General features: G+C 71.6%; 20 protein-coding genes. 7 read left to right on the forward strand and 13 right to left on the reverse strand.

Going from position 1 to position 20,117, the window contains the following annotated elements; translation table 11 throughout:
* Nucleotides 1-3: 3 nt before the first annotated feature.
* On the reverse strand, nt 4-1,659 hold the full coding sequence (locus tag MOX02_RS10460; RefSeq protein ID WP_147025734.1) for a cryptochrome/photolyase family protein: 1,656 nt from the start codon (nt 1,657-1,659) through the stop codon (nt 4-6).
* The gene (locus MOX02_RS10465; protein ID WP_147025735.1) at nt 1,625-2,359 is read right to left on the reverse strand and encodes an SDR family NAD(P)-dependent oxidoreductase; all 735 of its coding nucleotides are present in this window, start codon (nt 2,357-2,359) and stop codon (nt 1,625-1,627) included. Before MOX02_RS10465 ends, MOX02_RS10460 begins: the two co-directional genes overlap by 35 nt.
* Before the next feature lie 171 nt (nt 2,360-2,530).
* Between MOX02_RS10465 and MOX02_RS10470 the strand changes: the two genes are divergently transcribed.
* Both MOX02_RS10470 and MOX02_RS10475 read left to right on the forward strand, forming a co-directional pair.
* Entirely contained in the window at nt 2,531-3,397 is an 867-nt protein-coding gene (locus tag MOX02_RS10470; RefSeq protein ID WP_147025736.1) for a methionyl-tRNA formyltransferase, read from the forward strand.
* Between the two features lie 2 nt (nt 3,398-3,399).
* Nucleotides 3,400-3,558 carry a DUF2256 domain-containing protein gene (locus tag MOX02_RS10475; RefSeq protein ID WP_174804904.1) on the forward strand — a complete coding sequence of 53 codons (159 nt, stop codon included), beginning with the start codon at nt 3,400-3,402 and terminating at the stop codon, nt 3,556-3,558.
* Nucleotides 3,559-3,573: 15 nt separating this feature from the next.
* Here the strand turns inward: MOX02_RS10475 and MOX02_RS10480 are convergent, their stop codons facing one another.
* The 4 genes from MOX02_RS10480 to MOX02_RS10495 are packed head-to-tail and all read right to left on the reverse strand — an operon-like array spanning nt 3,574 to nt 6,221.
* Complete coding sequence (locus MOX02_RS10480) at nt 3,574-4,179, reverse strand: nucleotidyltransferase family protein (RefSeq protein ID WP_147025738.1); 606 nt, start codon at nt 4,177-4,179, stop codon at nt 3,574-3,576.
* The gene (locus tag MOX02_RS10485) at nt 4,172-5,209 is read right to left on the reverse strand and encodes a molybdopterin-binding protein (RefSeq protein ID WP_147025739.1); all 1,038 of its coding nucleotides are present in this window, start codon (nt 5,207-5,209) and stop codon (nt 4,172-4,174) included. The genes MOX02_RS10480 and MOX02_RS10485 overlap by 8 nt, the downstream gene beginning before the upstream one ends.
* Nucleotides 5,206-5,898: an XdhC family protein gene (locus tag MOX02_RS10490; RefSeq protein WP_147025740.1), complete on the reverse strand. Its 693-nt coding sequence runs from the start codon at nt 5,896-5,898 to the stop codon at nt 5,206-5,208. The genes MOX02_RS10485 and MOX02_RS10490 overlap by 4 nt, the downstream gene beginning before the upstream one ends.
* Nucleotides 5,898-6,221, reverse strand: coding sequence for an XdhC family protein (locus MOX02_RS10495; RefSeq protein WP_147025741.1), 324 nt, complete (start codon nt 6,219-6,221; stop codon nt 5,898-5,900). Before MOX02_RS10495 ends, MOX02_RS10490 begins: the two co-directional genes overlap by 1 nt.
* 201 nt (nt 6,222-6,422) lie before the next feature.
* Between MOX02_RS10495 and MOX02_RS10500 the strand changes: the two genes are divergently transcribed.
* Entirely contained in the window at nt 6,423-7,529 is a 1,107-nt protein-coding gene (locus tag MOX02_RS10500; RefSeq protein ID WP_147025742.1) for a branched-chain amino acid ABC transporter substrate-binding protein, read from the forward strand.
* 200 nt (nt 7,530-7,729) lie between these two features.
* On the forward strand, nt 7,730-8,005 hold the full coding sequence (gene infA / locus MOX02_RS10505; protein WP_147025743.1) for a translation initiation factor IF-1: 276 nt from the start codon (nt 7,730-7,732) through the stop codon (nt 8,003-8,005).
* 71 nt (nt 8,006-8,076) lie between these two features.
* Here infA and parC read toward each other — a convergent pair whose 3' ends face one another.
* Together parC and recO are read right to left on the reverse strand one after the other, a co-directional pair.
* Nucleotides 8,077-10,323: a DNA topoisomerase IV subunit A gene (parC, locus tag MOX02_RS10510; RefSeq protein WP_147025744.1), complete on the reverse strand. Its 2,247-nt coding sequence runs from the start codon at nt 10,321-10,323 to the stop codon at nt 8,077-8,079.
* Nucleotides 10,324-10,372: 49 nt separating this feature from the next.
* Complete coding sequence (gene recO / locus MOX02_RS10515; protein WP_147025745.1) at nt 10,373-11,104, reverse strand: DNA repair protein RecO; 732 nt, start codon at nt 11,102-11,104, stop codon at nt 10,373-10,375.
* Between the two features lie 102 nt (nt 11,105-11,206).
* On the opposite strand from recO, the gene MOX02_RS10520 reads away from it, so the two are divergent.
* Together MOX02_RS10520 and MOX02_RS10525 are read left to right on the forward strand one after the other, a co-directional pair.
* The gene (locus MOX02_RS10520) at nt 11,207-11,629 is read left to right on the forward strand and encodes a hypothetical protein (protein WP_238179431.1); all 423 of its coding nucleotides are present in this window, start codon (nt 11,207-11,209) and stop codon (nt 11,627-11,629) included.
* A gap of 41 nt (nt 11,630-11,670) precedes the next feature.
* On the forward strand, nt 11,671-12,354 hold the full coding sequence (locus MOX02_RS10525; protein ID WP_147025746.1) for a gamma-glutamylcyclotransferase: 684 nt from the start codon (nt 11,671-11,673) through the stop codon (nt 12,352-12,354).
* A gap of 51 nt (nt 12,355-12,405) precedes the next feature.
* On the opposite strand, the gene dnaE is transcribed toward MOX02_RS10525, so the two are convergent.
* On the reverse strand, nt 12,406-15,966 hold the full coding sequence (gene dnaE / locus MOX02_RS10530; RefSeq protein WP_147025747.1) for a DNA polymerase III subunit alpha: 3,561 nt from the start codon (nt 15,964-15,966) through the stop codon (nt 12,406-12,408).
* Nucleotides 15,967-16,436: 470 nt separating this feature from the next.
* Nucleotides 16,437-17,165, reverse strand: coding sequence for a cellulose biosynthesis protein BcsS (bcsS, locus tag MOX02_RS10535; protein WP_238179433.1), 729 nt, complete (start codon nt 17,163-17,165; stop codon nt 16,437-16,439).
* A gap of 336 nt (nt 17,166-17,501) precedes the next feature.
* Here bcsS and MOX02_RS10540 point away from each other — a divergent pair, with 336 nt between their 5' ends.
* A complete protein-coding gene (locus tag MOX02_RS10540; protein ID WP_280525315.1) occupies nt 17,502-18,104 on the forward strand; it encodes an exopolysaccharide biosynthesis protein in 603 nt (200 codons plus the stop codon).
* Nucleotides 18,105-18,114: 10 nt separating this feature from the next.
* Here the strand turns inward: MOX02_RS10540 and MOX02_RS10545 are convergent, their stop codons facing one another.
* Genes MOX02_RS10545 through MOX02_RS31160 form a run of 3 tightly spaced genes read right to left on the reverse strand, consistent with a single transcriptional unit; the run spans nt 18,115 to nt 20,056 of the window.
* A complete protein-coding gene (locus MOX02_RS10545) occupies nt 18,115-18,939 on the reverse strand; it encodes a metal ABC transporter permease (protein WP_147025791.1) in 825 nt (274 codons plus the stop codon).
* Nucleotides 18,940-18,989: 50 nt separating this feature from the next.
* Nucleotides 18,990-19,898 (reverse strand): metal ABC transporter ATP-binding protein, encoded by a 909-nt coding sequence (locus tag MOX02_RS10550; protein ID WP_147025748.1) that lies wholly within the window; start codon nt 19,896-19,898, stop codon nt 18,990-18,992.
* Entirely contained in the window at nt 19,895-20,056 is a 162-nt protein-coding gene (locus tag MOX02_RS31160) for a hypothetical protein (RefSeq protein WP_170267799.1), read from the reverse strand. The genes MOX02_RS10550 and MOX02_RS31160 overlap by 4 nt, the downstream gene beginning before the upstream one ends.
* Nucleotides 20,057-20,117: the final 61 nt, after the last annotated feature.

Genomic DNA, 20,117 nt, shown 5'->3' on the forward strand with positions numbered 1-20,117 from the left:
CCCTCAGCGCCCGCTGTCCGCACCGAGTTCGAGGGCGAGCTGACCCTGCGGCGGCTCCGGCGCGTCATCCCCGAGTGAGGCGAGGAAGCGTGCGGCGTCCGCCGTGATCGCCGCCCGGCGCCGCGCGTTCATCCGCGCCAGGGTCCGATAGGGCATCGCGAGGCGGGGATTGCCCGAGAGCCGCTCCGCGTTCTCGATCAGGAAGTTCCAGTACAGGTAGTTGAACGGGCAGGCGCCCGCTCCGGCCTTGGCGCGCACGTCGAAGCTGCAGGCGCCGCAGTAATCCGACATCCGGTCAATGTAGGCGCCGGAGGCGGCATAGGGCTTCGAGCCCATCACGCCGCCGTCCGCCCACAGCACCATGCCGTGGACGTTGGGCAGCTCGACCCACTCGAAGGCGTCGGCGTAGACGATCAGGTACCATTCCTCGACCTGGGCCGGGTCTATGCCGGCCAGAAGCGCGAAGTTTCCTGTCACCATCAGGCGCTGGATGTGGTGGGCGTAGGCGTTCGCCTGCGTGTCGCGGATGCAATGCGCGAGGCAGTTCATCCGCGTCTCGCCCGACCAGTAGAACCAGGGCAGGTCGCGCGTCGCCGCGAGCGCGTTGGTGCGGGCATAGTCCGGCATCCGCGCCCAGTAGAGCCCGCGCACATACTCGCGCCAGCCGAGGATCTGGCGGATGAAGCCCTCGGCGCAGTTCAGCGGCGCCCGGCCCTCGGCGTAGGCGCGCTCGGCCTCGCGGCAGACCTCCTCCGCGGTGAGGAGGCCGGCGTTCAGGGCCGGGGCGAGAAGCGCGTGGTAGAGGAAGGGCGCGCCCGCCTGCATCGCGTCCTGATAGTCGCCGAAGACCGGCAGGCACTCCGCGACGAAGTGCGTCAGCGCCCGCAGCGCATCCGCCCGGGTGACCGGCCACCCGAAGCCGTCGAGATCGCCGAAATGGTCGGGGAAGCGCGCGGCCACGAGCTCGATCACCGCGCGCGTGGTCGCGTCCGGCGGGAAGCCGGCGCGGCGGGGCGGGACATGCCCCTTCGGCAGGCGCCTGCGGTTGTCGGTGTCGAAATTCCAGCGGCCGCCGACCGGCTCGTCGCCCTCCATCAGGATGCCGGTCCGGCGGCGCATGCCGCGGTAGAAGGTCTCCATGCGCAGGCTGCGGCGATCCCCGGCCCAGGCCCCGAAGTCGGCTCGCGGGCACAGGAAGCGGTTGTCGCCACGGATCTCGACCGGTACCGGCAGGTCGTCCCGCCACCCCAGCATCATCTCCCAGACGCGCCACTCGCCGGGTTCCGTCACCACGATCCGGTCGGGGCTGTGGCGGGCGACCGCCCGCTCCAGCTCGCCCGTGAAGGTGCCGGTGTTGCCGGCCTCATCGAGGTGCACGTAATCGACAGTGATCCCTTCCGCCGTGATCTCGGCCGCGAAGTGGCGCATGGCAGAGAGCAGGAAGGCGATCTTCTGCTTGTGGTGGCGGACGTAAGTCGCCTCGGCCTCCACCTCGACGAGCAGGACCACGTCGCGGTCGGGGTCGAGGTCGGTCAGGGAGCTGACGCGCCGGTGGAGCTGGTCGCCGAGGACGAAGCGCAGGATCCGTTCCGGGCGGCTCGCCGTCGCCGCAGATCCCACCGCCTCACCCCTTGGTGCGCAGCATCGCGCGGCCGCCATCGGCGCCGATGATCTGACCGGTGATCCAGGCCGCCTCCTCGGAGACGAGGAAGCCCGCCAGCGCGGCGATGTCCTCCGGCCGGCCGAGGCGCTGCAGGGCGTGCATCTGCGCGATGCCCTGGGCCAGGGTTTCGTTGCCCGTGATCGCGGCGGCGAGCGGCGTTCGGGTGAGGGAGGGCGCCACCACGTTGATCCGCACCTGCGGCGCGAGCTCGGCCGCGAGCGAGAGGGCGAGCCCCTCCACCGCCCCCTTCGCCATGGCCACAGAGGCGTGCGAGGGGAAGCCCTGCGCCACCGCCACCGTCGAGAACAGGACGACGCCGGCTCCCGCCTCGCCCGCGCCGGCCTTGAGGGCGGGCGCGGCGGCCTGGATGGCCAGGAACGCGCCGAGCGCGTTGATGCGGAAATCGGCCTCGACATCCTCCGCCGTCAGCCGGGGAAGGTGGCGCAGGTTGATCGTGCCGACCGCGTAGACGAGGCCGCCGAGGCGCTCGCCGGCCTCGCGCGTGGCGTGATCGAAGAAGCCGGGATCGGTGACGTCGCCCGCGCTGATCGTGGTGTCGCCGAGATGGTCCGCGGCCTCCTCGAGCTTCGCGGCATCGCGGGCGGCGAGATGCAGCGGGTAGCCGCGGGCGCGCAGGGCCCGCGCCGTGGCGCGCCCGATGCCGCCCGTCCCGCCGTAGATCAACACCCGCTCCATGGGGCACTCCGTCTGTCGCCGGCCGGCACCGAAATTTCACCCGCCCCGCGACCCGGGCGCCGATTGGTGGTTAGGTATGGCGCGCGTATCCCCTGTGGAGTCGCGGCGCGCCCCCGCGCCTCAATCGTCAATGTCGCAGCCGCGGCCCGGTCCGCGGTGTCAGGAGCCCGTATGAAGTTCGCCTTTGCGGGCATCGATTTCCTCGGCGGCGTGTTCGAGGCGCTGATCCAGGCGGGCTGGACGCCGATCAAGCTGTTCACCCGCCCCTGCGACGGAATCTACGACCACAACGAGGCCGTCGTGACCCTCGCGCGCCAGCGCCGGCTGCCGATGCAGCTCTCGCGGCTGCGCCAGTCCGACCTCGACGCTCTGAACGCCGCTCACGGCCGCGACTGGGCCCTCGTCGTCTCGGGCTATCCCTGGCTCGTCACCGGCTGGCACGGACGGGCCGCCTACGCCCTCAACATCCACCCCTCGCCGTTGCCCACCGGGCGCGGCCCCTATCCGCTCTTCCAGGCGATCGACGCGGGCTATGAGAGCTGGGGCGTCACCGCGCATGTCCTGGCCGAGCAGGGCTTCGACACGGGCGACATCCTGGCTCAGGACATCTTCCCGCTCGTGCCCGGCGAGACGCACGAGACGCTCCTCGCCAAGTGCCAGATGGCGGCGCGCCGGCTCGCCGCAGGGCCCATCGCGCGGGAACTGCCGGCGCGCTGGCGCCGTCCGGAGCCGCAGGGGGACGGCACCTACTGGCCGCGGGTGAGCGATGCCGACCGCACCCTCGACTTCCGCCAGGAGGTCGAGACGGTGCTGCGGCGGGTGCGCGCCTTCGGCTCCATCGAGACGATCGCCCGGCTCGGCGACAGCCGCGTCTTCGTCGCCGCCGCCGAGGGCTGGCGGGAGGCGCACACCCACACGCCGGGCACGATCGTCCACCGCTACCGCCGCCAGATCGTCGTCGCGGCCCGCGACGGCTACGTCCTGATCACCCGCTGGAGCCTCGTGCCGCTCGCCGAGGCGGCTCAGCTCGGGCGCTGAGCGTGGCCCGGATGCGCCGCAAGGGCGACCTGCCGACCAAGACCTGCGCGCAGTGCGGAAGGCCCTTCGCTTGGCGCAAGAAGTGGGAGCGGGTCTGGGAGGAGGTGCGCTACTGTTCCGATCGGTGCCGCGCGGAGGCGAAGCGGCAGCGGGCGACCTGAGGCGGATCCGGGGCGTCAGTCCCGCGGCGGATATCCCGGGGCGGCCAGCGCCTTCGGCGTGTCCACGTCGTAGAGGCAGCCGTCATCGCCCGCGATCTCCACCACGTCGTCCCGCCCGGCGAGGATGGGCCCGGCACCGCGGTCTCCCGTGAGGCCGGCGAGCGCCGGACCGAGCCGGCGCAGGTTGAGGAGCACGGGATTGCCGCGCCGGCCCGCGTGGACCGGCACCACCGCCGCGGGCGCGTGGCCGGCACCCGCGAAGGCGTCCGCCAACCGGTCGAGGGTGCGGGCGGAGACCCGCGGCATGTCGCCGAGGAGGACGACCACCGCCTCGCTCGTCCGAGGCAGTGCCGAGAGGCCGACCCTCAGCGAGGTCGAGAGGCCGGCCGCGTAGTCCGGGTTCTCCACCAGGGCGAGATCGAGGCCGGCGAGCGCCGCGCGCACGCCGGCCGCATGCGCGCCGAGCACGGCCACGGCCGGGCGCAGCCGCGAGGCGAGCGCGGCCTCCGCCGCGTGGCGAACGAGGGGGCGCCCCTCGAGGTCGGCCAGCAGCTTCGGCTCCAGGCCGAAACGGGTGCCGCGCCCCGCCGCGAGAATCAGGCCGGCGACCGCTTCAGGCATCCTCCTCCGCACCCTCCTCGGCGCTCGCCCCGCCCGCCCGCGGCTGCGGCCGCGAGACGATCTCGGTGAGGAGGCCGCCGACGCCGAGCGCCACGATGTCGGCGCGAGTCACAGCGAGCCCGGCGAGGAGCCGGTGCAGGATCCAGTCGAAGCCGTTCTCCTTCGGCGAGCGGGCGCAGCCCGGCGCGCCGATCACCGGAACGCCACCGAGCGCACCGACAAGGAGGAGGTTGCCCGGATCGACCGGCATGCCGAGATGGTCGACGCGTCCCCCGGCCGCCTCGATGCCGGAGGGGATCACGTCCCGCCGGTCGGCGATGGCCGAGGCGCCGAAGATCACGGCGATCTCGGCCCCGTCCGTCTCGACCAGGGCGCTGAGCGCGTCCGCGACCGCCACGGACGTGTGGGCCACGCGGCGCTCGGCCACGATCCCGGCGCCTGTCGGCGCGAGGCGGCGGGCGAGGGTCCGCAGGGTCTTGTCGACGGTCGCGTCCTTGAGGCCGGGCAGCAGGGTCGAGACCACGCCGACGCGGGTCAGCCGGTAGGGCGCCACCGCGATCGGCGCGGAGGGGGCCGCCTGCCGGGCCCGCCCGAGCAGCGTGCCGGGAACCGCGTAGGGAATGATCTTGACCGTCGCCACCATCTCGCCCGCCGCCACGGGTCGGAAGGGCGGGAGCGTCGCCACCGTGATCGCCTCGTCGACGGCGTTCACGGCGTCGACGGCATCCGAAGCGAGGCGCAGTACCCCGGCCCATTCCGCGTGCAGGTTGCAGCGGCCGGTGAAGGGCACTGCCGGTTCGACCCCGTCTCCGGCGAGGTGCCGGGCGAGGTCGCGGGCGGCCTCGTCCTCGCCGATGTCGCCGGCTTCGAGGCGGGCGGCCACCACCTCGCTGAGGCCCGCGGCCTCGAACCGCGCCACCACCTCCGGCGAGATCGCCTGCCCCTTGCGCAGAACCGTGTCGTCCGCGCGCACAGCGTGGGCCGCGATGAGGCCCGCCGCCTCGGCCAGGGGAACGGGGCCGAACTTCACGCCGACCCTCCAGCCCGGCCCGCAGCGACGATCTCGGCGAGGACGGAGAGCGCGATCTCCGCGGGCGTGGCGGCGCCGATGTCGAGACCGATCGGCGCCCGGATCCGGCCGATCTCGGCCTCGCTGAAGCCCGCCGCCGTCAGGCGCTCGACGCGCCGGGCGTGCGTCTTCCGCGAGCCGAGCGCCCCCACGTAGAAGCAGCCTGCCCGCAGGGCGGCCGCGAGGGCGGGATCGTCGATCTTGGGATCGTGGGTCAGCGCGGCGAGCGCGCAGTAACGGTCGAGGGGCGGGACCGGGCCGGCGAGCGCCGCGTCCGGCCAGAGCGGCACGAGATCGACGTCGGGGAAGCGCTCGGGCGTCGCGAAGGCGGTGCGCGGGTCGATCACCGTGACGGCGAGGTCGAGGGCGGCCGCCATCGGGGCGAGGGCCTGGCTGATGTGTACCGCGCCGATCACGACGAGCCGCACCGGCGGCACCTGGACGGTCAGGAAGAGCTGGCGGCCTCCGGCCTCGACGAGCCCGCTGCGGCCGCTGGTGAGATGGGCGCGCAGCGCCTCGGCCAGGGGATCGGCCGCGATGTCAGGTTCGCGCACGAGCCGCTGCTCTCCGTCTCCCACGTCGGTCACGAGGATGGCGGCCCGGCGCGCGGCGCGCTCCGCGTTGAGCGCGCGGAGGGTCTCGATGCGCATCAGGCGACCCGCTCGAGGAAGACGCGGATGCGCCCGCCGCAGGAGAGGCCGGCCCGCCACGCCGTCTCGTCGGCGACACCGAATTCGAGAATGCGCGAGCGCCCGTCGGCGATCACGTCGAGACCTTCGGTGATGACCTCGCCCTCGACGCAGCCGCCGGAGACCGAGCCGAGGAAGTTGCCCCCGCCGTCGATGACGAGGTGGCTGCCGACAGGCCGCGGCGCCGAGCCCCAGGTCTCGATCACGGTGGCGAGCGCGACGTCGCGCCCGTCGCGCCGCCAAGTCTCGGCTGCGGCGAGGATGTCTGTGTCGGTGGCGTGCATAGTGCGGGATCCCGCAACGGACGCCCTGCCGGCCCTCGGCAGCGTCCGATGGTTTGGAGCCAGAGGCAGTTAGGCCCTCCGCTGCCGGTCGCAACCCGGATGCCGGAAAGGGGCGGCCTGCGGGTGCCTTTCCGCACCGCGCGGGCCAGGATATCACGATCACTCCTCCATCGTCCGCCGAGCGCAGCGGGACGCGCACTTATGAGAATCCTGACGGCCCTGCTCGTCGCTATCTTGGCCTCTGCCCCGGCGCTGGCGCAGGCGCCGTTGAAGATCGGGCTGTCCGCGCCGCTGACCGGGCCGGACGCAGCCTTCGGCCAGGGCCTGCGGCTCGGCGCGGAGCAGGCGGTGGCCGACCTCAACCGGAGCGGCGGGCGCAAGATCGCTCTCGTCGTGGCGGACGATGCCGGCGACCCGAAGCAGGCCGTGGCGATCGCCCGGAAGTTCGCGGCCGAGGGCGTGAGCCTCGCGATCGGTCCGTTCGCATCCTCGGTGGCGGCGCTGGCGCTCCCGGCCTACGAGGAGGCCGGCATCGTGATGGTGGCGCCCGGCGCCACCTGGTCGCCGCTCAGCGCGCGCGGCGCCTGGAACCTCTTCCGTCTCGCGCCGAGCGACGCGCAGCAGGCGGCCTTCGCGGGCGCCTACATCGCGGAGCGATATGGGACGCGCCGCATCGGCATCGTGCACGACCGCACGACGTTCGGCCGCGGCCTCGCAGACGAGGTGTCGCGCACGCTGAAGGCGCGGGGCCGCCGCGAGGTGCTGTTCGAGAGCCTCGTCCGCGGCTCGAAGGACGCCTCGGACCTCGCCGCGCGGCTGAAGCGGGCGGCGGTGGAGGTCGTCTACTTCGGCGGCCTCGCGCCCGAGGCGGCACTCCTGATCAATGCGATGCGAGAAGCGGGTCTCGACGCGCCCATGGTCGGCAGCGACGGCATCCTCGACAAGGATTTCGCGCCGGCCGCCGGCCCCGGCGCCGAGGGCACGGTGATGACGATGGAGCCCGAGCCGCGCCGGCTGCCGGAGGTGCGGGGCGCCAAGACGATCCCGCGCACGCCGGAGGCCGATGCCGTTGCGGCACGGTCCTATGCGGCGGTGGAGCTTCTCGCGCAGGGCGCTGCGCGGGCGCGATCGACCCAAGGGACGAAAGTCGCGGCCGCCCTGCGCGAGGGCGGCCCGATCCGCACCCTCGTTGGCGACCTCAGCTTCGATCAGGCCGGCGACACGCGCTATCCCGACCTCGTCCTGCGGACGTGGCGGCGCACGGCGGACGGGCGGATCGACTATCTGGGAAGCGAGAACGGTCCCTGAACCCGCTTTCCTGTCGATGGGCGGGCGTGTGCGGGCGGGCGCGCTTGCGTCGGCCTCGCGCCGACACTACATGCGTCCTACGCTTGACGGCTTCGCGCATCCGACGGGATCGGACCCGCCGCCCCGGCGTTTTGCTGATTGGCCGGTGATATTGGTCCCGGGTCCCCGCGATCGCCGGGCGATCCGGCTGGAGAGGATGGATGGCGAAAGAAGAATTGATGCAGTTCGACGGTCTCGTTCTCGAGATCCTTCCGGATGCCCGCTATCGCGTGCAGCTCGACCAGGGCCACGAGATCGTGGCCTACACGGCCGGCAAGATGAAGAAGAACCGCATCAAGACCCTCGCCGGCGACCGTGTCACGGTCGAGATGTCGCCCTACGACCTCGAGAAGGGCCGTCTCGTCTTCCGCCACAAGGACGAGCGTTCGGCCGGCCCGCGCCCGCCGGTCCGCGGCGGGCAGTTCCGCCGCCGCTGACCTTTCCCCGATCGTCCTGATCCGAAGCCGGCCCGCAGACGCGCGCCGGCTTTCGTGCGTCTGGGCCGACCTCAGCGCCCGAAGCGCTCGAACTTCGGGAAGCTGCGGGTCATCAGGGTGCCGGCCTCGGCGCGGTGGCCCATCCACTTCTCCAGGACCTGCGCGTTCGCGAGCCGCGACTGACCCGAAGCCTCCCGCCAGGGCAGTCCCTCCGCCAGGGTGAAGACGCAGGCGTCGGCGAGCGCCGCGCCCCGGCAGCGCTGCAGGCGCACGCCCTTGCCGCGGGCGAGCTCCGGCAGTTCCGAGGCCGGGAACACGAGCAGCAGCTTGTCCGAGGAGCAGACGGCGACGTGGTCGCCCTCGCCCGCCGGTACGAGCACGGCCGCCACCGCCTCCCCGTCGAGGCCGAGGATGCCCTTGCCCTTGCGGGTGTTGGCGATGAGGGCATCCGTCGGCGCCAGGAAGCCGCGCCCGTCCGACCCCGCGATGAGCAGGCGGCTGCCGGCCTGGTAGGGCAGCGCCGCCACGATCTCGGTGCCCTCGTCGAGATCGACCATCAGGCGGATCGGGTCGCCGAAGCCGCGCCCGCCGGGCAGCTTCGAGGCTTCCAGCGTGAAGACCTTGCCGTTCGAGGCGAGGACCAGGATCTTGGCCGTCGTCTCGCTCGGGAAGCCGATCTTGAGGCTGTCGTCCCCCTTGAAGGTGATGCCGGAGAGGTCCGCGACGTGGCCCTTGAGCGCCCGCACCCACCCCTTCTGCGAGACGATCACGGTGATCGGCTCGCGCTCCACCATCGCGGCGGTGAAGTCGATCCCGGCCGTGTCCGGCGGGTTCTCGAGCGTGGTGCGGCGCGCGCCGATCTTCGTCTCGGGGCCGAAGGTCTTCTTCACGGCACGGATCTGCGCCTTGATCGAGGTCCATTGCTGGGCCTCGGAGCCGAGCAGCCCCTCGAGCCCCTCCTTCTCGGCGGTGAGCGATTCGAGCTCGCGCTTCAGCTCCATCTCCTCGAGCTTGCGCAGGGAGCGCAGGCGCGTGTCGAGAATCGCGTTCGCCTGGATCTCGGTCAGCGTGAACCGCGCGATCAGGGCCGGCTTCGGCTCGTCCTCCTCGCGGATGATGCGGATGACCTCGTCGAGGTCGAGGTAGACGATGAGCAGGCCGCCCAGGATCTCAAGGCGCCGCTCGATCTGGCCGAGCCGATACTGCGAGCGGCGCTGCAGCACCACCCGGCGATGGTCGAGCCAAGCCCTCAGGGCCTCGGCGAGGCCGATCACGCGGGGCACCTGACCGCCCACGAGGACGTTCATGTTCAGCGGGATGCGCGCCTCGAGCTCCGAGAGCCGGAACAGCGATTCCATCAGCACGACGGGATCGACGCTGCGCGAGCGCGGCTCCAGCACGATGCGCACGTCCTCGGCCGACTCGTCGCGCACGTCGGCGAGCAGCGGGAGCTTTCGCTCCTGCAGCAGCTCCGCGAGCTTCTCGATGAGCCGCGCCTTCGGCACGCCGTAGGGGATCTCGCTGACGACGATGTTCCAGGTGCCGCGTCCGAGGTCCTCCTTCGCCCAGCGGGCGCGGACCCGGAAGGCGCCCCGGCCCGTGCGATAGGCCTCGGTGATCGTCTGCGCGGAATCGATCAGGATGCCGCCCGTCGGGAAGTCCGGCCCCTTCACGAAGCTGTTGAGCTGCTCCGAGGTCGCGGCCGGGTGGCTGATCAGGTAGAGGGCCGCGTCGCAGAGTTCGGCCGCGTTGTGCGGCGGGATCGAGGTCGCCATGCCGACCGCGATGCCCTGCGAGCCGTTGGCGAGGAGGTTCGGGAAGGCCGCGGGGAGGACCGACGGCTCCTCCTTCTCGCCGTTGTAGGAGGGCCTGAAATCGACGGTGTCCTCGTCGATCCCGTCGAGGAGGAGGCGCGCCACCTCCGTGAGCCGGGCCTCGGTGTAGCGGTAGGCGGCCGGGCCATCGCCGTCGATGTTGCCGAAATTGCCCTGGCCATCGACGAGCGGGTAGCGTTGCGAGAAATCCTGGCTGAGGCGCACCAGCGCGTCGTAGATCGCCTGATCGCCGTGCGGGTGGAAATCGCCCATCACGTCGCCGACGATCTTGGCGCACTTCTTGTGCGCGGTGTTCGGATCGAGGCGCAGAAGCCGCATGCCGTAGAGGATGCGCCGGTGTACCGGCTTCAGGCCGTCGCGGGCGTCGGGCAGGGCCCGGTGCATGATGGTCGAGAGGGCGTAGGCGAGGTAGCGCTCTTCCAGCGCGGTCTTCAGCTCGACGCTCTCGACGTCGCCGGTCGGGGGCTCGAAGGGCTGGCCCATGAAAGCTCCGGTGGGAATCGGTCAAAAAGAGAACATAGCACGAACAGTATCACGCTGGCGCGAGTCCGAGTGCGACGAATCGCGTCCGCTCCTCGGGCACCGCGAGGCCGCGCGGCTCCCAGAGGTGGCGAGCCAGGAAATAGCCCGTCAAGGTAAATCCCTGACGAACGTCATCCGGACCGGGCACGCGGTTGGCTCCGCTGCGCTCACCCAGGAAGGCGGGCAGCGGCAGGAGGCGGTCGCGGTAAGGCTCGCCGGCCGAGGCGCTGACCGCGCGACCCGTCTTCGGCGAGACGTAGATCAGGGCATCGTTGGCGCCGGTCGCCGCGCAGGCCTGGAGATCGAGGCCGAAGCCGAGCTCGGCCAACACCGCGAGCTCGAAGCGCACCATCAGCGCCGAGGCGATCGCCTTGTCGTCGAGATGCGCGATCAGCACCTGAGCCGCCTCGTAGAGGGCGGGGTGGGGATCGCGTTCGGGCAGGAGCCGCAGCAGGCCCGCCATGTGATTGACCCCGTAGAGGGCGAGGCCGGAATCGATCAGGCGCGAGGCGACGAGATCGAGCGGCTCCACCGCGTAGGAGCCGAGGCCCTCGTCGAGCCGCGCGCGCCAAGTCACGCGCAGTCGGTTGCCGGTCTGCAGCACGGGCTGCATCCGCCGGGATCGACCGCCGTGGACGAGCCCGAGATGCCGACCGTGCTCGGCCGTCATCGCCTCCAGGATCACCCCCGATTCACCGTGCCGGCGCAGGCCGATCACGAAGGCGTCGTCGCTCCACTGCATGGACGACAGATAAGCATTCCGGGGCTGGGATGTGAGCGGTCGGATCGCCTTGATGGTTGCGGGAGCAACCGTATTCTCCCCAGGGTTCGGAGACGAAGACCTGTGATTCCCGCCGCGCACGCCCTCCGCCTCGGCACCCTGCTGGCCTTCTCGTGGCTTTCCGGTTGCTCGGGCGCATCGAAGCCGCCGATCATGGCGACCGAGGCGGCGCCGACCGGCTTCAAGGAGCGCGTGGCGGCGCTCGCCCTGCGGCAGGTGCCGTTCGGATCCGTCTCCGTGATCCCCGTCAGCTTCGAGAAGAGCCGCATCGCCGGCCCCTTCGAGGATGGCGGGCGCACGCTCTACTGCGTGACCAGCCGTCTGCGCGGCCGAAGCCTGCTCGGCACCGAGCGCGCGAAGGTCGTGATCCGCGAGGAGATCGGCACCGAGAAGCTCAGCGTCGTGGAGGACGAGCCGGAGGTCTGCGAGGGCCACCGCTCCGTGCCCTTCCCGGAACTGGAAGCCTACGCGGCGCGGCGGACCTGACCCGGGTTGATCCCGCGCCGCAGCGATGCTCCCCTTGGGGCATGCCTGCCTCGAACCTCGCGCTCACCCTGGATCTCATCGCCCGCGCCCATCCGGAGCCCGTCGCGGACGACGCCACCGCCCTGCACCTCCTCACCGACGACGAGTTGCGGCCGGGTCTCGCGAGCGCCGTCGCGGGCAAGCCGGGGCCCGCCGACGAGGTCTGGGTCTTCGCCTACGGATCGCTGATGTGGCAGCCGGAATTCGCGGTCGCCGAGCGGCGGATCGGCGTGGTGCGCGGATTCCACCGCCGCTTCTGCCTGCTGCAGCGCCGCTTCCGCGGCACGAGGGAGCGGCCGGGCTTCGTGCTGGCGCTCGACCGGGGCGGTACCTGCAAGGGCGTCGCCTTCCGCCTCGCCGGCACCGACCCGATGGCGGTCCTGATGCCGGTCTGGCGCCGCGAGATGAAGGGCAACGGCTACGAGGCGCGCTGGCTGCCGGTCGAGACGGAGGCCGGACGGGTCCATGCCCTGACCTTCATCGTCAATCGCCTCGGCGACCGCTACGCGGGGCGCCTGACGGAGGACGAGATCGCCGCGATGATCGCGGCGGCCTGCGGGCATCTGGGCCCCAGCGCCGAGTACCTCCTGCGCACCGCGCAGGCCTGCGCCGAACTCGGCATCCGCGACCGGCACCTGATGCGGCTTGAGGCCCTGGTGGCCGAGCGATTGGGCGGGTGCGGATAGGAGCTGCCGCGGAGCGGTTCGCCCTCTCCGCGACGGATGCGCAGGCGCGCCTCAGTTCACCTCCACCTGCACCACGCCCGGCACCGCCCGCAGCGCGCCCGCGACCTGCGGACTCGCCTGGTACTTGCCCGGCAGCTTCACCTCGACCTCGCGCTCGCCGCCGTCGAGGATGAGGATCAGGGAGACCTCGCCCTCGCCGCGAAGCGACAGGCGCTGCTGGACCGAGCCGATCGGGCGCTCGTCGCGCAGGTAGATCCGCATGCCCTTCTGGTAGCGGGCGACCGCCTGGTCCAGGGGCTCGGCGGTCTGGATGCGGGCGCGCACGTCCTCGCCCTCCAGGTTCGCTTGAAGCTGGAGCACCAGCGGCCGGCCGGGCTCCAGGATGTCGCGGTAGTGGCCGAGCCCCTCGGAGAAGATGATCGCCTCGAAGTGACCGGTCTGGTCCGAGAGGGTGACGATGCCGAGCTTGTTGCCGGTCTTGGTGCGCCGCTCCGAGCGGTCGAGCACCGAGGCCGCCACCCGCCCGACGCTGGTCGACCCGGCCCGCACGGCGCGGCAGAACTCGGCCCAGGTCTGGACGCGCAGCTTCTCCAGAAGATGCCCGTACTCGTCGAGGGGGTGCCCGGACAGGAAGAAGCCGACCGCGTCGTACTCCTTCTTCAGCTTCTCGGCCATCGGCCAGGGGTCGTGCGGCGGGATGCGCAGGGAGACGTCGGCCGACGCGACGCCGCCGAACATGTCGACGATGCCGGTCGTCTCGGCCTCGGCCGCCCCCTGCGCCAGCTTCATCATGGGCTCGACCGCCGCGAAGGCGCGCGACCGGTCCGGCTCGATGCAGTCGAGGGCACCCGCGGCGATCAGGTTCTCCAGCGTCCGCTTGTTGACGTGGCGCGGGTTGAGGCGGCGCGCGAGGCAGGCGAGATCCTTGAACGGCCGCGTGCCGCGCGCCTCGACGATCGCCTCGACCGCGGCCCGGCCGACGCCCTTGATGGCGGCCAGCGCGTAGCGGATGCGCCCGTCATGCACCTCGAAGACGACGCCGGACGCGTTGATCGAGGGCGGCTCCACCACGATCTTCAGGCGCTGGGCGTCCTGGCGGAATTCCGCGAGCTTGTCGGTGTTGTCGATGTCGAGCGTCATCGCCGCGGCGAGGAACTCGACCGGATGGTTCGCCTTCAGGTAGGCGGTCTGGTAGGTCAGCAGCGCGTAGGCCGCCGCGTGGCTCTTGTTGAAGCCGTAATCGGCGAACTTCGCCAGCAGGTCGAAGATCTCGTCGGCCTTCGCCTTGGTCAGACCCCGCTCCACCGAGCCCTTCACGAAGCGGTCGCGCTGGGCGTCCATCTCCGCCTTGATCTTCTTGCCCATGGCCCGGCGCAGGAGGTCGGCGTCGCCCAGCGAGTAGCCGGCCAGCACCTTGGCCACCTCCATCACCTGCTCCTGGTAGACGATGATGCCGAAGGTCTCCTTCAGAATCGGCTCCAGCTTCGGGTGAGGGTACCAGCTCGCCTCGTTGCCGGCGTCGCGCCCGAGCTTGCGCTCGCAGTAGACGGGAATGTTGGCCATCGGGCCCGGCCGGTAGAGGGCCACCAGCGCGATGATGTCCTCGAAACGGTCGGCCTGCATCTCGCACAGCGCCTTGCGCATGCCCGCCGATTCCACCTGGAACACGCCGACCGTCTCGCCGCGCTTCATCGGCTCGTAGGTCTTCTCGTCGTCGAGGGGCAGGCTGGCGAGGTCGACCTCGATGCCGCGCTGCTTCAGGAGGTCCGTGCAGCAGCGCAGCATGGTCAGGGTCTTGAGACCGAGGAAGTCGAACTTCACGAGCCCCGCCTGCTCGACCCACTTCATGTTGAACTGGGTCACCCGCATGCCCGTCTTCGGGTCGCGGTAGAGCGGTACCAGCTGCTCGAGCGGCCGGTCACCGATCACGACGCCCGCCGCGTGGGTCGAGGCGTGGCGGTGGAGCCCTTCGAGCTTCCTGGCGATCTCCATGAGGCGCGCGACGATCGGCTCCTCCTCGATCGCGCTCTGCAGCTTCGGCTCGCCCTCGATGGCCTGGGCCAGCGTCACGGGGTTGGCCGGGTTCTGCGGCACGAGCTTCGTCAGCTTGTCGACCTGCCCGTAGGGCATCTCCAGCACGCGGCCGACGTCGCGCAGCACGCCGCGGGCCAGCAAGGTGCCGAAGGTGATGATCTGTGCCACCTGCGCGTGCCCGTAGCGCTCCTGCACGTACTGGATGACGCGCTCGCGGCCCTCGACGCAGAAGTCGATGTCGAAATCCGGCATCGAGACGCGCTCCGGGTTGAGGAAGCGCTCGAACAGCAGGCCGAAGCGGAGCGGGTCGAGATCGGTGATCAGGAGCGACCACGCGACGAGCGAGCCGGCGCCCGAGCCGCGGCCCGGCCCGACCGGGATGTCGTGGTCCTTCGCCCACTTGATGAAGTCGGAGACGATGAGGAAGTAGCCCGGGAACTTCATCTTGACGATGACGTCGAGCTCGAAGGCGAGGCGCTCGCGGTAGACGTCCTCCGCGATCCCCGGCGCGGTGCCGTGCTGCTTCAGCCGCAGCTCCAGCCCCTCCTCGGCCTGTCGGCGGAGTTCCGCCGGCTCGTCGAGGGCGATCACCTCGGCCACGGCGTTGGCGGCGTCCGCCCGCGCCTCGGCCTTCTCGGCGAGGGCCGCTTCCCTTGCGGGATCCGTGCCGGAACCCTTGCACGCGTCCCCGGCGGCGACGCTGCCGAAATTCGGCAGGATCGGCTTGCGGGTCCGCACCCGGTAGGCGCAGCGCATGGCGATCTCGACGGTCGCCGAGAGGGCCTCCGGCAGGTCGCGGAACAGGTCCGCCATCTCGGCGCGGGTCTTGAAAGCGTGGCGCGGGGTGAGCCGCCGGCGGCGCTCGTCCGAGACGAGGCGGCCCTCCGCGATGGCCAGCAGCGCGTCGTGTGCGTCGTAATCGTCGGGTTTCCCGAAGAAGGGCTCGTTGGCCGCGGCCACCGCCAGCCCGTGGCGGTCGGCGAGGCGCAGGAGTTCACGCTCGACCCGGCGCTCCTCGTCGAGGCCGTGGCGCTGAAGCTCGACGTAGAGCCGGTCCTCGCCGAAAGCGTCCAGGAGCCGGGCGAGCCTCGCGCCCGCGAGTTCCGGCCGGCCGGCCCGCAGGGCCGCGTCGAGCGGCCCGGTCGGGCCGCCCGTCAGCGCGATCAGCCCCTCCGCGGCGTCGACGAGGGCGTCGGCCGCGACGCGCGGCGCCTCGCCCAGCGGCCCGTCGAAGTAGGCGCGGCTCGCGAGGCGCAGCAGGTTGCCGTAGCCGACCTCGTCCTGGGCCAGGATGACGATGTTGCAGGCCGGCACGCTCAGGCGCGCCAGCGGATCGTGCGCCTCGAAGGTGACGGAGAGCTGCATGCCGGCGATCGGCTGGATCCCGGAGCCCGCGGCCTTCTCGGAGAATTCCAGCGCGCCGAACAGGTTGTTCGTGTCGGTCAGCGCCAGCGCGGGCTGCCGGTCGGCGACGGCGGCCTTGACGAGGTCGGCGACCTTGAAGGCGCCCTCGAGCAGGGAAAAGGACGAGTGAACGTGGAGGTGGACGAATCCGACCTCCTTGAGCTGGCGCGCCATGACCGACCTTGTTCGTGGTCGGCCAGGATTCCGGCTCAGCCTTAAGGTGTCATCCGCAAAGACGGGGCTGTCCGCAGATGTCCACCGCCATGTGCCCTCCGGGCATCACAGGCGCCCCTGAGGCGCGCGAAACCGCACGCTGCGCGCGCTTTCCTGTGGGCGACGCCCGTAAACCGGGAACTTTTCGCGAACAGGAGGACACCCTTAATGCAGGGGCGCCAAGGCTACGGCCCAGAGCGCGACCGCACTCGACAGGAGCCCGAAGGCCGTGAACTCGATGAACCCCGTGAGGATGTTCCGCTTGATCCCGTCCGCTCTCATCTCGGCCTCCATCTGATGGGTACAGTTTTGTTCCTGTTTTGTTCTATGTAAAGCGAGGACGGCGGGCTAGGCCGCGACGTGGTTAGCGGCTCGTTAAGAGGGATGAACGGGACCGTGCGCGGGCAAGGATCGATCGCGCCTCGGTCCGCTCACTGAGGCGTCGCCCAGGCCGTCAGGGAGATGTACGGGCTCGGCCGCTCGCGCCCCGTCTCGAACTGGACCCCGGCGGAGACGCGCAGGCGATAGCGCCACAGCGGCACGTCGGTGGCGTGCAGGCCGAGGCTCCACTTGGCGTACCCGGTCTGATCCGCGTAGAGGCTCGTCTCCGGCCCGAGAAAGGCATCCCAGATCCGGTAGCCGATGGCGAGGCGGCTCCACACGTCGCCCCGCGCAGTGCCCGCGATGAGGGTGCCGTTCACGAGCATGTCCGGGCTCGGATGCGCCCAGACTTCCCCGTGCAGCCGCAATCCGATCCGCGCCGGGAGAACTGCGACGCCCAGGCCGTCCGTCAGCGCCTCCAGCGACGCCTCGGGCCCGGCATAGAGGGCCGCGGTGCCCCAGTCGCCCGTCCACTGATACCCTCCGACCATCGCTGCCGCGACGGTGTAGCGGGCGAGCCGCGCGGTGTGGACGCTCGCGCCGCAGGTGCAGAGAGCCGTCTCGAACCGGCGCCCGAAGCCGGCGCTCGCCAGGATCACGGGGCCGGTGCCGCCCCCTTCCAGTTCGACCTTGACCCCGTTCGCCGCGAAGGAAGAGGGCGCCGCGTCGAGGCTGCCGAACACGACCGCGCGGAGCGGGTAGCTCTCGGCCTGGGCGGGCCCGAGCGCGAGCGGGAGGGCGAAGGCGGCACACGCGACAGGCAGAAGGCGGTGTGTCACCGGGAACCCGCATCGGTCGAGTTCGCATCAGTGTAGTATCGTCCGCCTCGATTTCGCCAGAGATGCGGCGCATCTGATCGCCGGAAATCAGGAATTATTTCTGGTTGCTTCAGATCGGCGGTGCGCTATCCATTCGGCATGATTGAAGAGAACCTTAGATCGGATTTTTCCGAGATCGATAACTTCAGCGAACTGTCGTCGGCCGCTGACCTGGTGCCATCTGCACGCCCTGCGGGTGGTGCCGAGGGATCGACGGCACGTGCGCTGCCGCGCTTGGCGGAGGCGGAGAACTCGGCTAGAGCCGCGCCCGGGACAGCAGCCAGCGGCCGAACCCTCTTGTATTCCGGTGCACGAACCTCCGACGTCCTCACCGTGCTCGCGAGCCAGGAGGGCGACCGGCTGACCGTCGGCGACATCGTCGCCGTGCTGCGGGACCGTGCCTTCGCGCTGCTCGTGGTCATCCTCGGCCTGCCGAACTGCCTGCCGATGCCGCCGCCGATCCCGCTGATCTGCGGCCTGCTGCTCCTGCTCGTCGCGGTGCAGATCGCCGCCGGCATGTCCGCGCCCTGGCTGCCCCGCGCGCTGCTCGGCCGCTCCGTGGCGCGCAGCGACGTGGAGCGGGCCGTCAACCGTGCCGTGCCGGTGCTGCGGCGGCTGGAGCGCTGGTCGCGCCCGCGCATGGCCGTGTTCGAGACCGCGCTCGGCATGCGCGGCATGGGGCTGATCCTGCTCACGCTCGCGATGGCGCTGATCGTGGCCGCACCCGTGGTCGGGCAGATCCCGCTCGGGCTAGCGGTCTGCCTCGTGGGCCTCGGCCTCGTGGAGCGGGACGGGATCGTCGTCCTGGTCGGCCTCGCCATCGGCACGGTCGGCGTCGCCCTCAATGCGGGCTTCGTCTACGCGATCGTCGCCGGGATCATGAGCCTGTTCAGCCTCTGACGGCGCCGGCTCAGGCCTCGAGGTGGCGCGGGCGCACCAGGCGGTAGACGAGGCCGCCGCGCGGCCCCACCAGCATCGAGGCGAGGTAGAGCCCGCCCGCCGCCAGCACGATGGCCGGGCCGGTAGGCAGATCGGCGTTGTAGGACAGGCTGAGCCCGATCACGCTCGCCAGCACCGCGACCAGCATCGAGACGGGGATCAGGCCGGTGAGATCGGACGCCCAGAAACGGGCGGTGATCGCCGGGAGCAGCATCAGCCCCACCGCCAGGAGCGTGCCGAGCGCCTGGAAGCCGCCCACGAGGTTCATCACCACGAGACCGAGGAAGGCGAGATGGACCGGGCCGCCCGCGCGGCTCACCGTGCGCAGGAAGAGTGGGTCCACGCACTCCATCACGAGAGGACGGTAGAGCACCGCCAGCGCGAGGAGCGTCACGGTGGCGATGCCGCCGAGGAGCAGGAGCGCCGGGTCGTCGAGGGCCAGCACAGTCCCGAACAGGATGTGCAGGAGATCGATCTGCGAGCCCCGAAGCGAGACGAGGAGCACGCCGGCCGCGAGCGAGATCAGGTAGAAGGCGGCGAGGCTCGCATCCTCCTTGAGCATGGTCGAGCGGGTGACGAGCCCGGCGAGCAGCGCCACCGCGAGACCGGCGGCGAGTCCGCCGAGGGTCATGGCCGGCAGCGACAGGCCGGCGACCAGGAAGCCCGCCGCCGCGCCCGGCAGGATCGCGTGGCTCATCGCCTCGCTCATCAGGCTCATCCGGCGCAGCATCAGGAACACGCCGATCGGCGGCGCCGACACAGACAGGGCGAGGCAGCCCGCCAGGGCACGGCGCATGAAGCCGAACTCGACGAAAGGCCCGAGGACGGGAGCGGTCACCAGATCGATCACGAGGCGCTCCGATGGCGGTGCCGGCCATGTCCGTGCTCGCGGATCTCGGGCCCTGCCGGGTGGAGGTGATCCGCATGATCGTGGTGGGCGTGGCCGTGATGGGCGTGCTCGTCATGGACGTGCTCGTGGCCGCCCTGCGGGTGCGCCGGACCGTGCCCGGCATGGTCGCGGGCGCAGATCGCGGCGTTCTCGTCCCAGGCTTCCGAGAGGCGGGTGGCGCGCGCGAGGTTCAGGGGCGTCAGCACGGCGGCGGTCGGGCCCCAGGCCACGGGCTCGCGGGCGAGCAGCAGGGTCGTGGGGAAGTGGGCCCGCACCTGCGAGAGGTCGTGGAGGGCCGCGACGATGGTCCGTCCCTGCCCGTGCCAGCCTCGGATCAGGCGAACGAGGTCGTCGGTGGTGCGCGCATCGACGCCGGTGAAGGGCTCGTCGAGAAGGAGGACGGCCGCGTCCTGGAGGATGAGGCGGGCGAACAGGGCCCGCTGGAACTGCCCGCCGGATAGGGTCCCGATGGCCCGATCCTCGAATCCGGTGAGCCCGACCGCGGCGAGGGCGGCGAGAACCGTCTCCCGCTGCCGCTTCAGGCTCGCCCAGGGACCGAGCCGCCGCCAGAGGCCCATGCTGGCGAGATCGAGGACGCTCAGCGGGAAGGAGCGGTCGATCTCGTCCGCCTGCGGCAGGTAGGCGATCGCGCCGCGGTCGCGCTCGATCCGCCCGTCGAGGCAGCCGATCTCGCCGACGATGCCCTTCAGCAGGGTGGACTTGCCCGCCCCGTTCGGCCCGACCAGAGCGAGGAGGTCGCCGCGCGGGATCGTCCCGTCGAGGTGGTGAACGGCCGGATGGCGGTCGTAGCCGAGGGTCAGCCCCTCGAAGGCGACGGCACCGGCCTCGCCCGCGCGGCCGGTCACCGGAGCGCCCACAGGATCACGGCCCAGAGCCCGGCCGCGCAGAGGCCGGCAAGCGCGAGGCGGAAGCCGAGCCCGGCGCGGAACAGCGAGGCGCGCGGCAGGGACAGACGGGACGAAGGCGGACGGGAGGACGGGGCGGGCCGGTCGGTTCGGGTCACGTCGGGGTCGGTTCCGGTGGCGCGGCGGCGGGGACCGACGTCGGGCGCGGCGGGCGAATTG

The sequence above is a fragment of the Methylobacterium oxalidis genome (assembly GCF_007992195.1).
Classification (GTDB): domain Bacteria; phylum Pseudomonadota; class Alphaproteobacteria; order Rhizobiales; family Beijerinckiaceae; genus Methylobacterium; species Methylobacterium oxalidis.

What these genes read in the sequence shown, in the direction of transcription:
- MOX02_RS10470 (WP_147025736.1), top strand. Translation starts at nt 2,531, where the DNA reads ATGAAGTTCGCCTTTGCGGGCATCGATTTCCTCGGCGGCGTGTTCGAG.
- MOX02_RS10525 (WP_147025746.1), top strand. Translation starts at nt 11,671, where the DNA reads ATGCCTGCCTCGAACCTCGCGCTCACCCTGGATCTCATCGCCCGCGCC.
- parC (WP_147025744.1), bottom strand. Translation starts at nt 10,323, where the DNA reads ATGGGCCAGCCCTTCGAGCCCCCGACCGGCGACGTCGAGAGCGTCGAG.
- infA (WP_147025743.1), top strand. Translation starts at nt 7,730, where the DNA reads ATGGCGAAAGAAGAATTGATGCAGTTCGACGGTCTCGTTCTCGAGATC.
- MOX02_RS10495 (WP_147025741.1), bottom strand. Translation starts at nt 6,221, where the DNA reads ATGCACGCCACCGACACAGACATCCTCGCCGCAGCCGAGACTTGGCGG.
- MOX02_RS10465 (WP_147025735.1), bottom strand. Translation starts at nt 2,359, where the DNA reads ATGGAGCGGGTGTTGATCTACGGCGGGACGGGCGGCATCGGGCGCGCC.
- MOX02_RS10500 (WP_147025742.1), top strand. Translation starts at nt 6,423, where the DNA reads ATGAGAATCCTGACGGCCCTGCTCGTCGCTATCTTGGCCTCTGCCCCG.
- dnaE (WP_147025747.1), bottom strand. Translation starts at nt 15,966, where the DNA reads ATGGCGCGCCAGCTCAAGGAGGTCGGATTCGTCCACCTCCACGTTCAC.
- MOX02_RS10460 (WP_147025734.1), bottom strand. Translation starts at nt 1,659, where the DNA reads ATGGCGGCCGCGCGATGCTGCGCACCAAGGGGTGAGGCGGTGGGATCT.
- MOX02_RS10545 (WP_147025791.1), bottom strand. Translation starts at nt 18,939, where the DNA reads ATGCGCCGTGCCCTGGCGGGCTGCCTCGCCCTGTCTGTGTCGGCGCCG.
- MOX02_RS10490 (WP_147025740.1), bottom strand. Translation starts at nt 5,898, where the DNA reads ATGCGCATCGAGACCCTCCGCGCGCTCAACGCGGAGCGCGCCGCGCGC.
- recO (WP_147025745.1), bottom strand. Translation starts at nt 11,104, where the DNA reads ATGCAGTGGAGCGACGACGCCTTCGTGATCGGCCTGCGCCGGCACGGT.
- MOX02_RS10480 (WP_147025738.1), bottom strand. Translation starts at nt 4,179, where the DNA reads ATGCCTGAAGCGGTCGCCGGCCTGATTCTCGCGGCGGGGCGCGGCACC.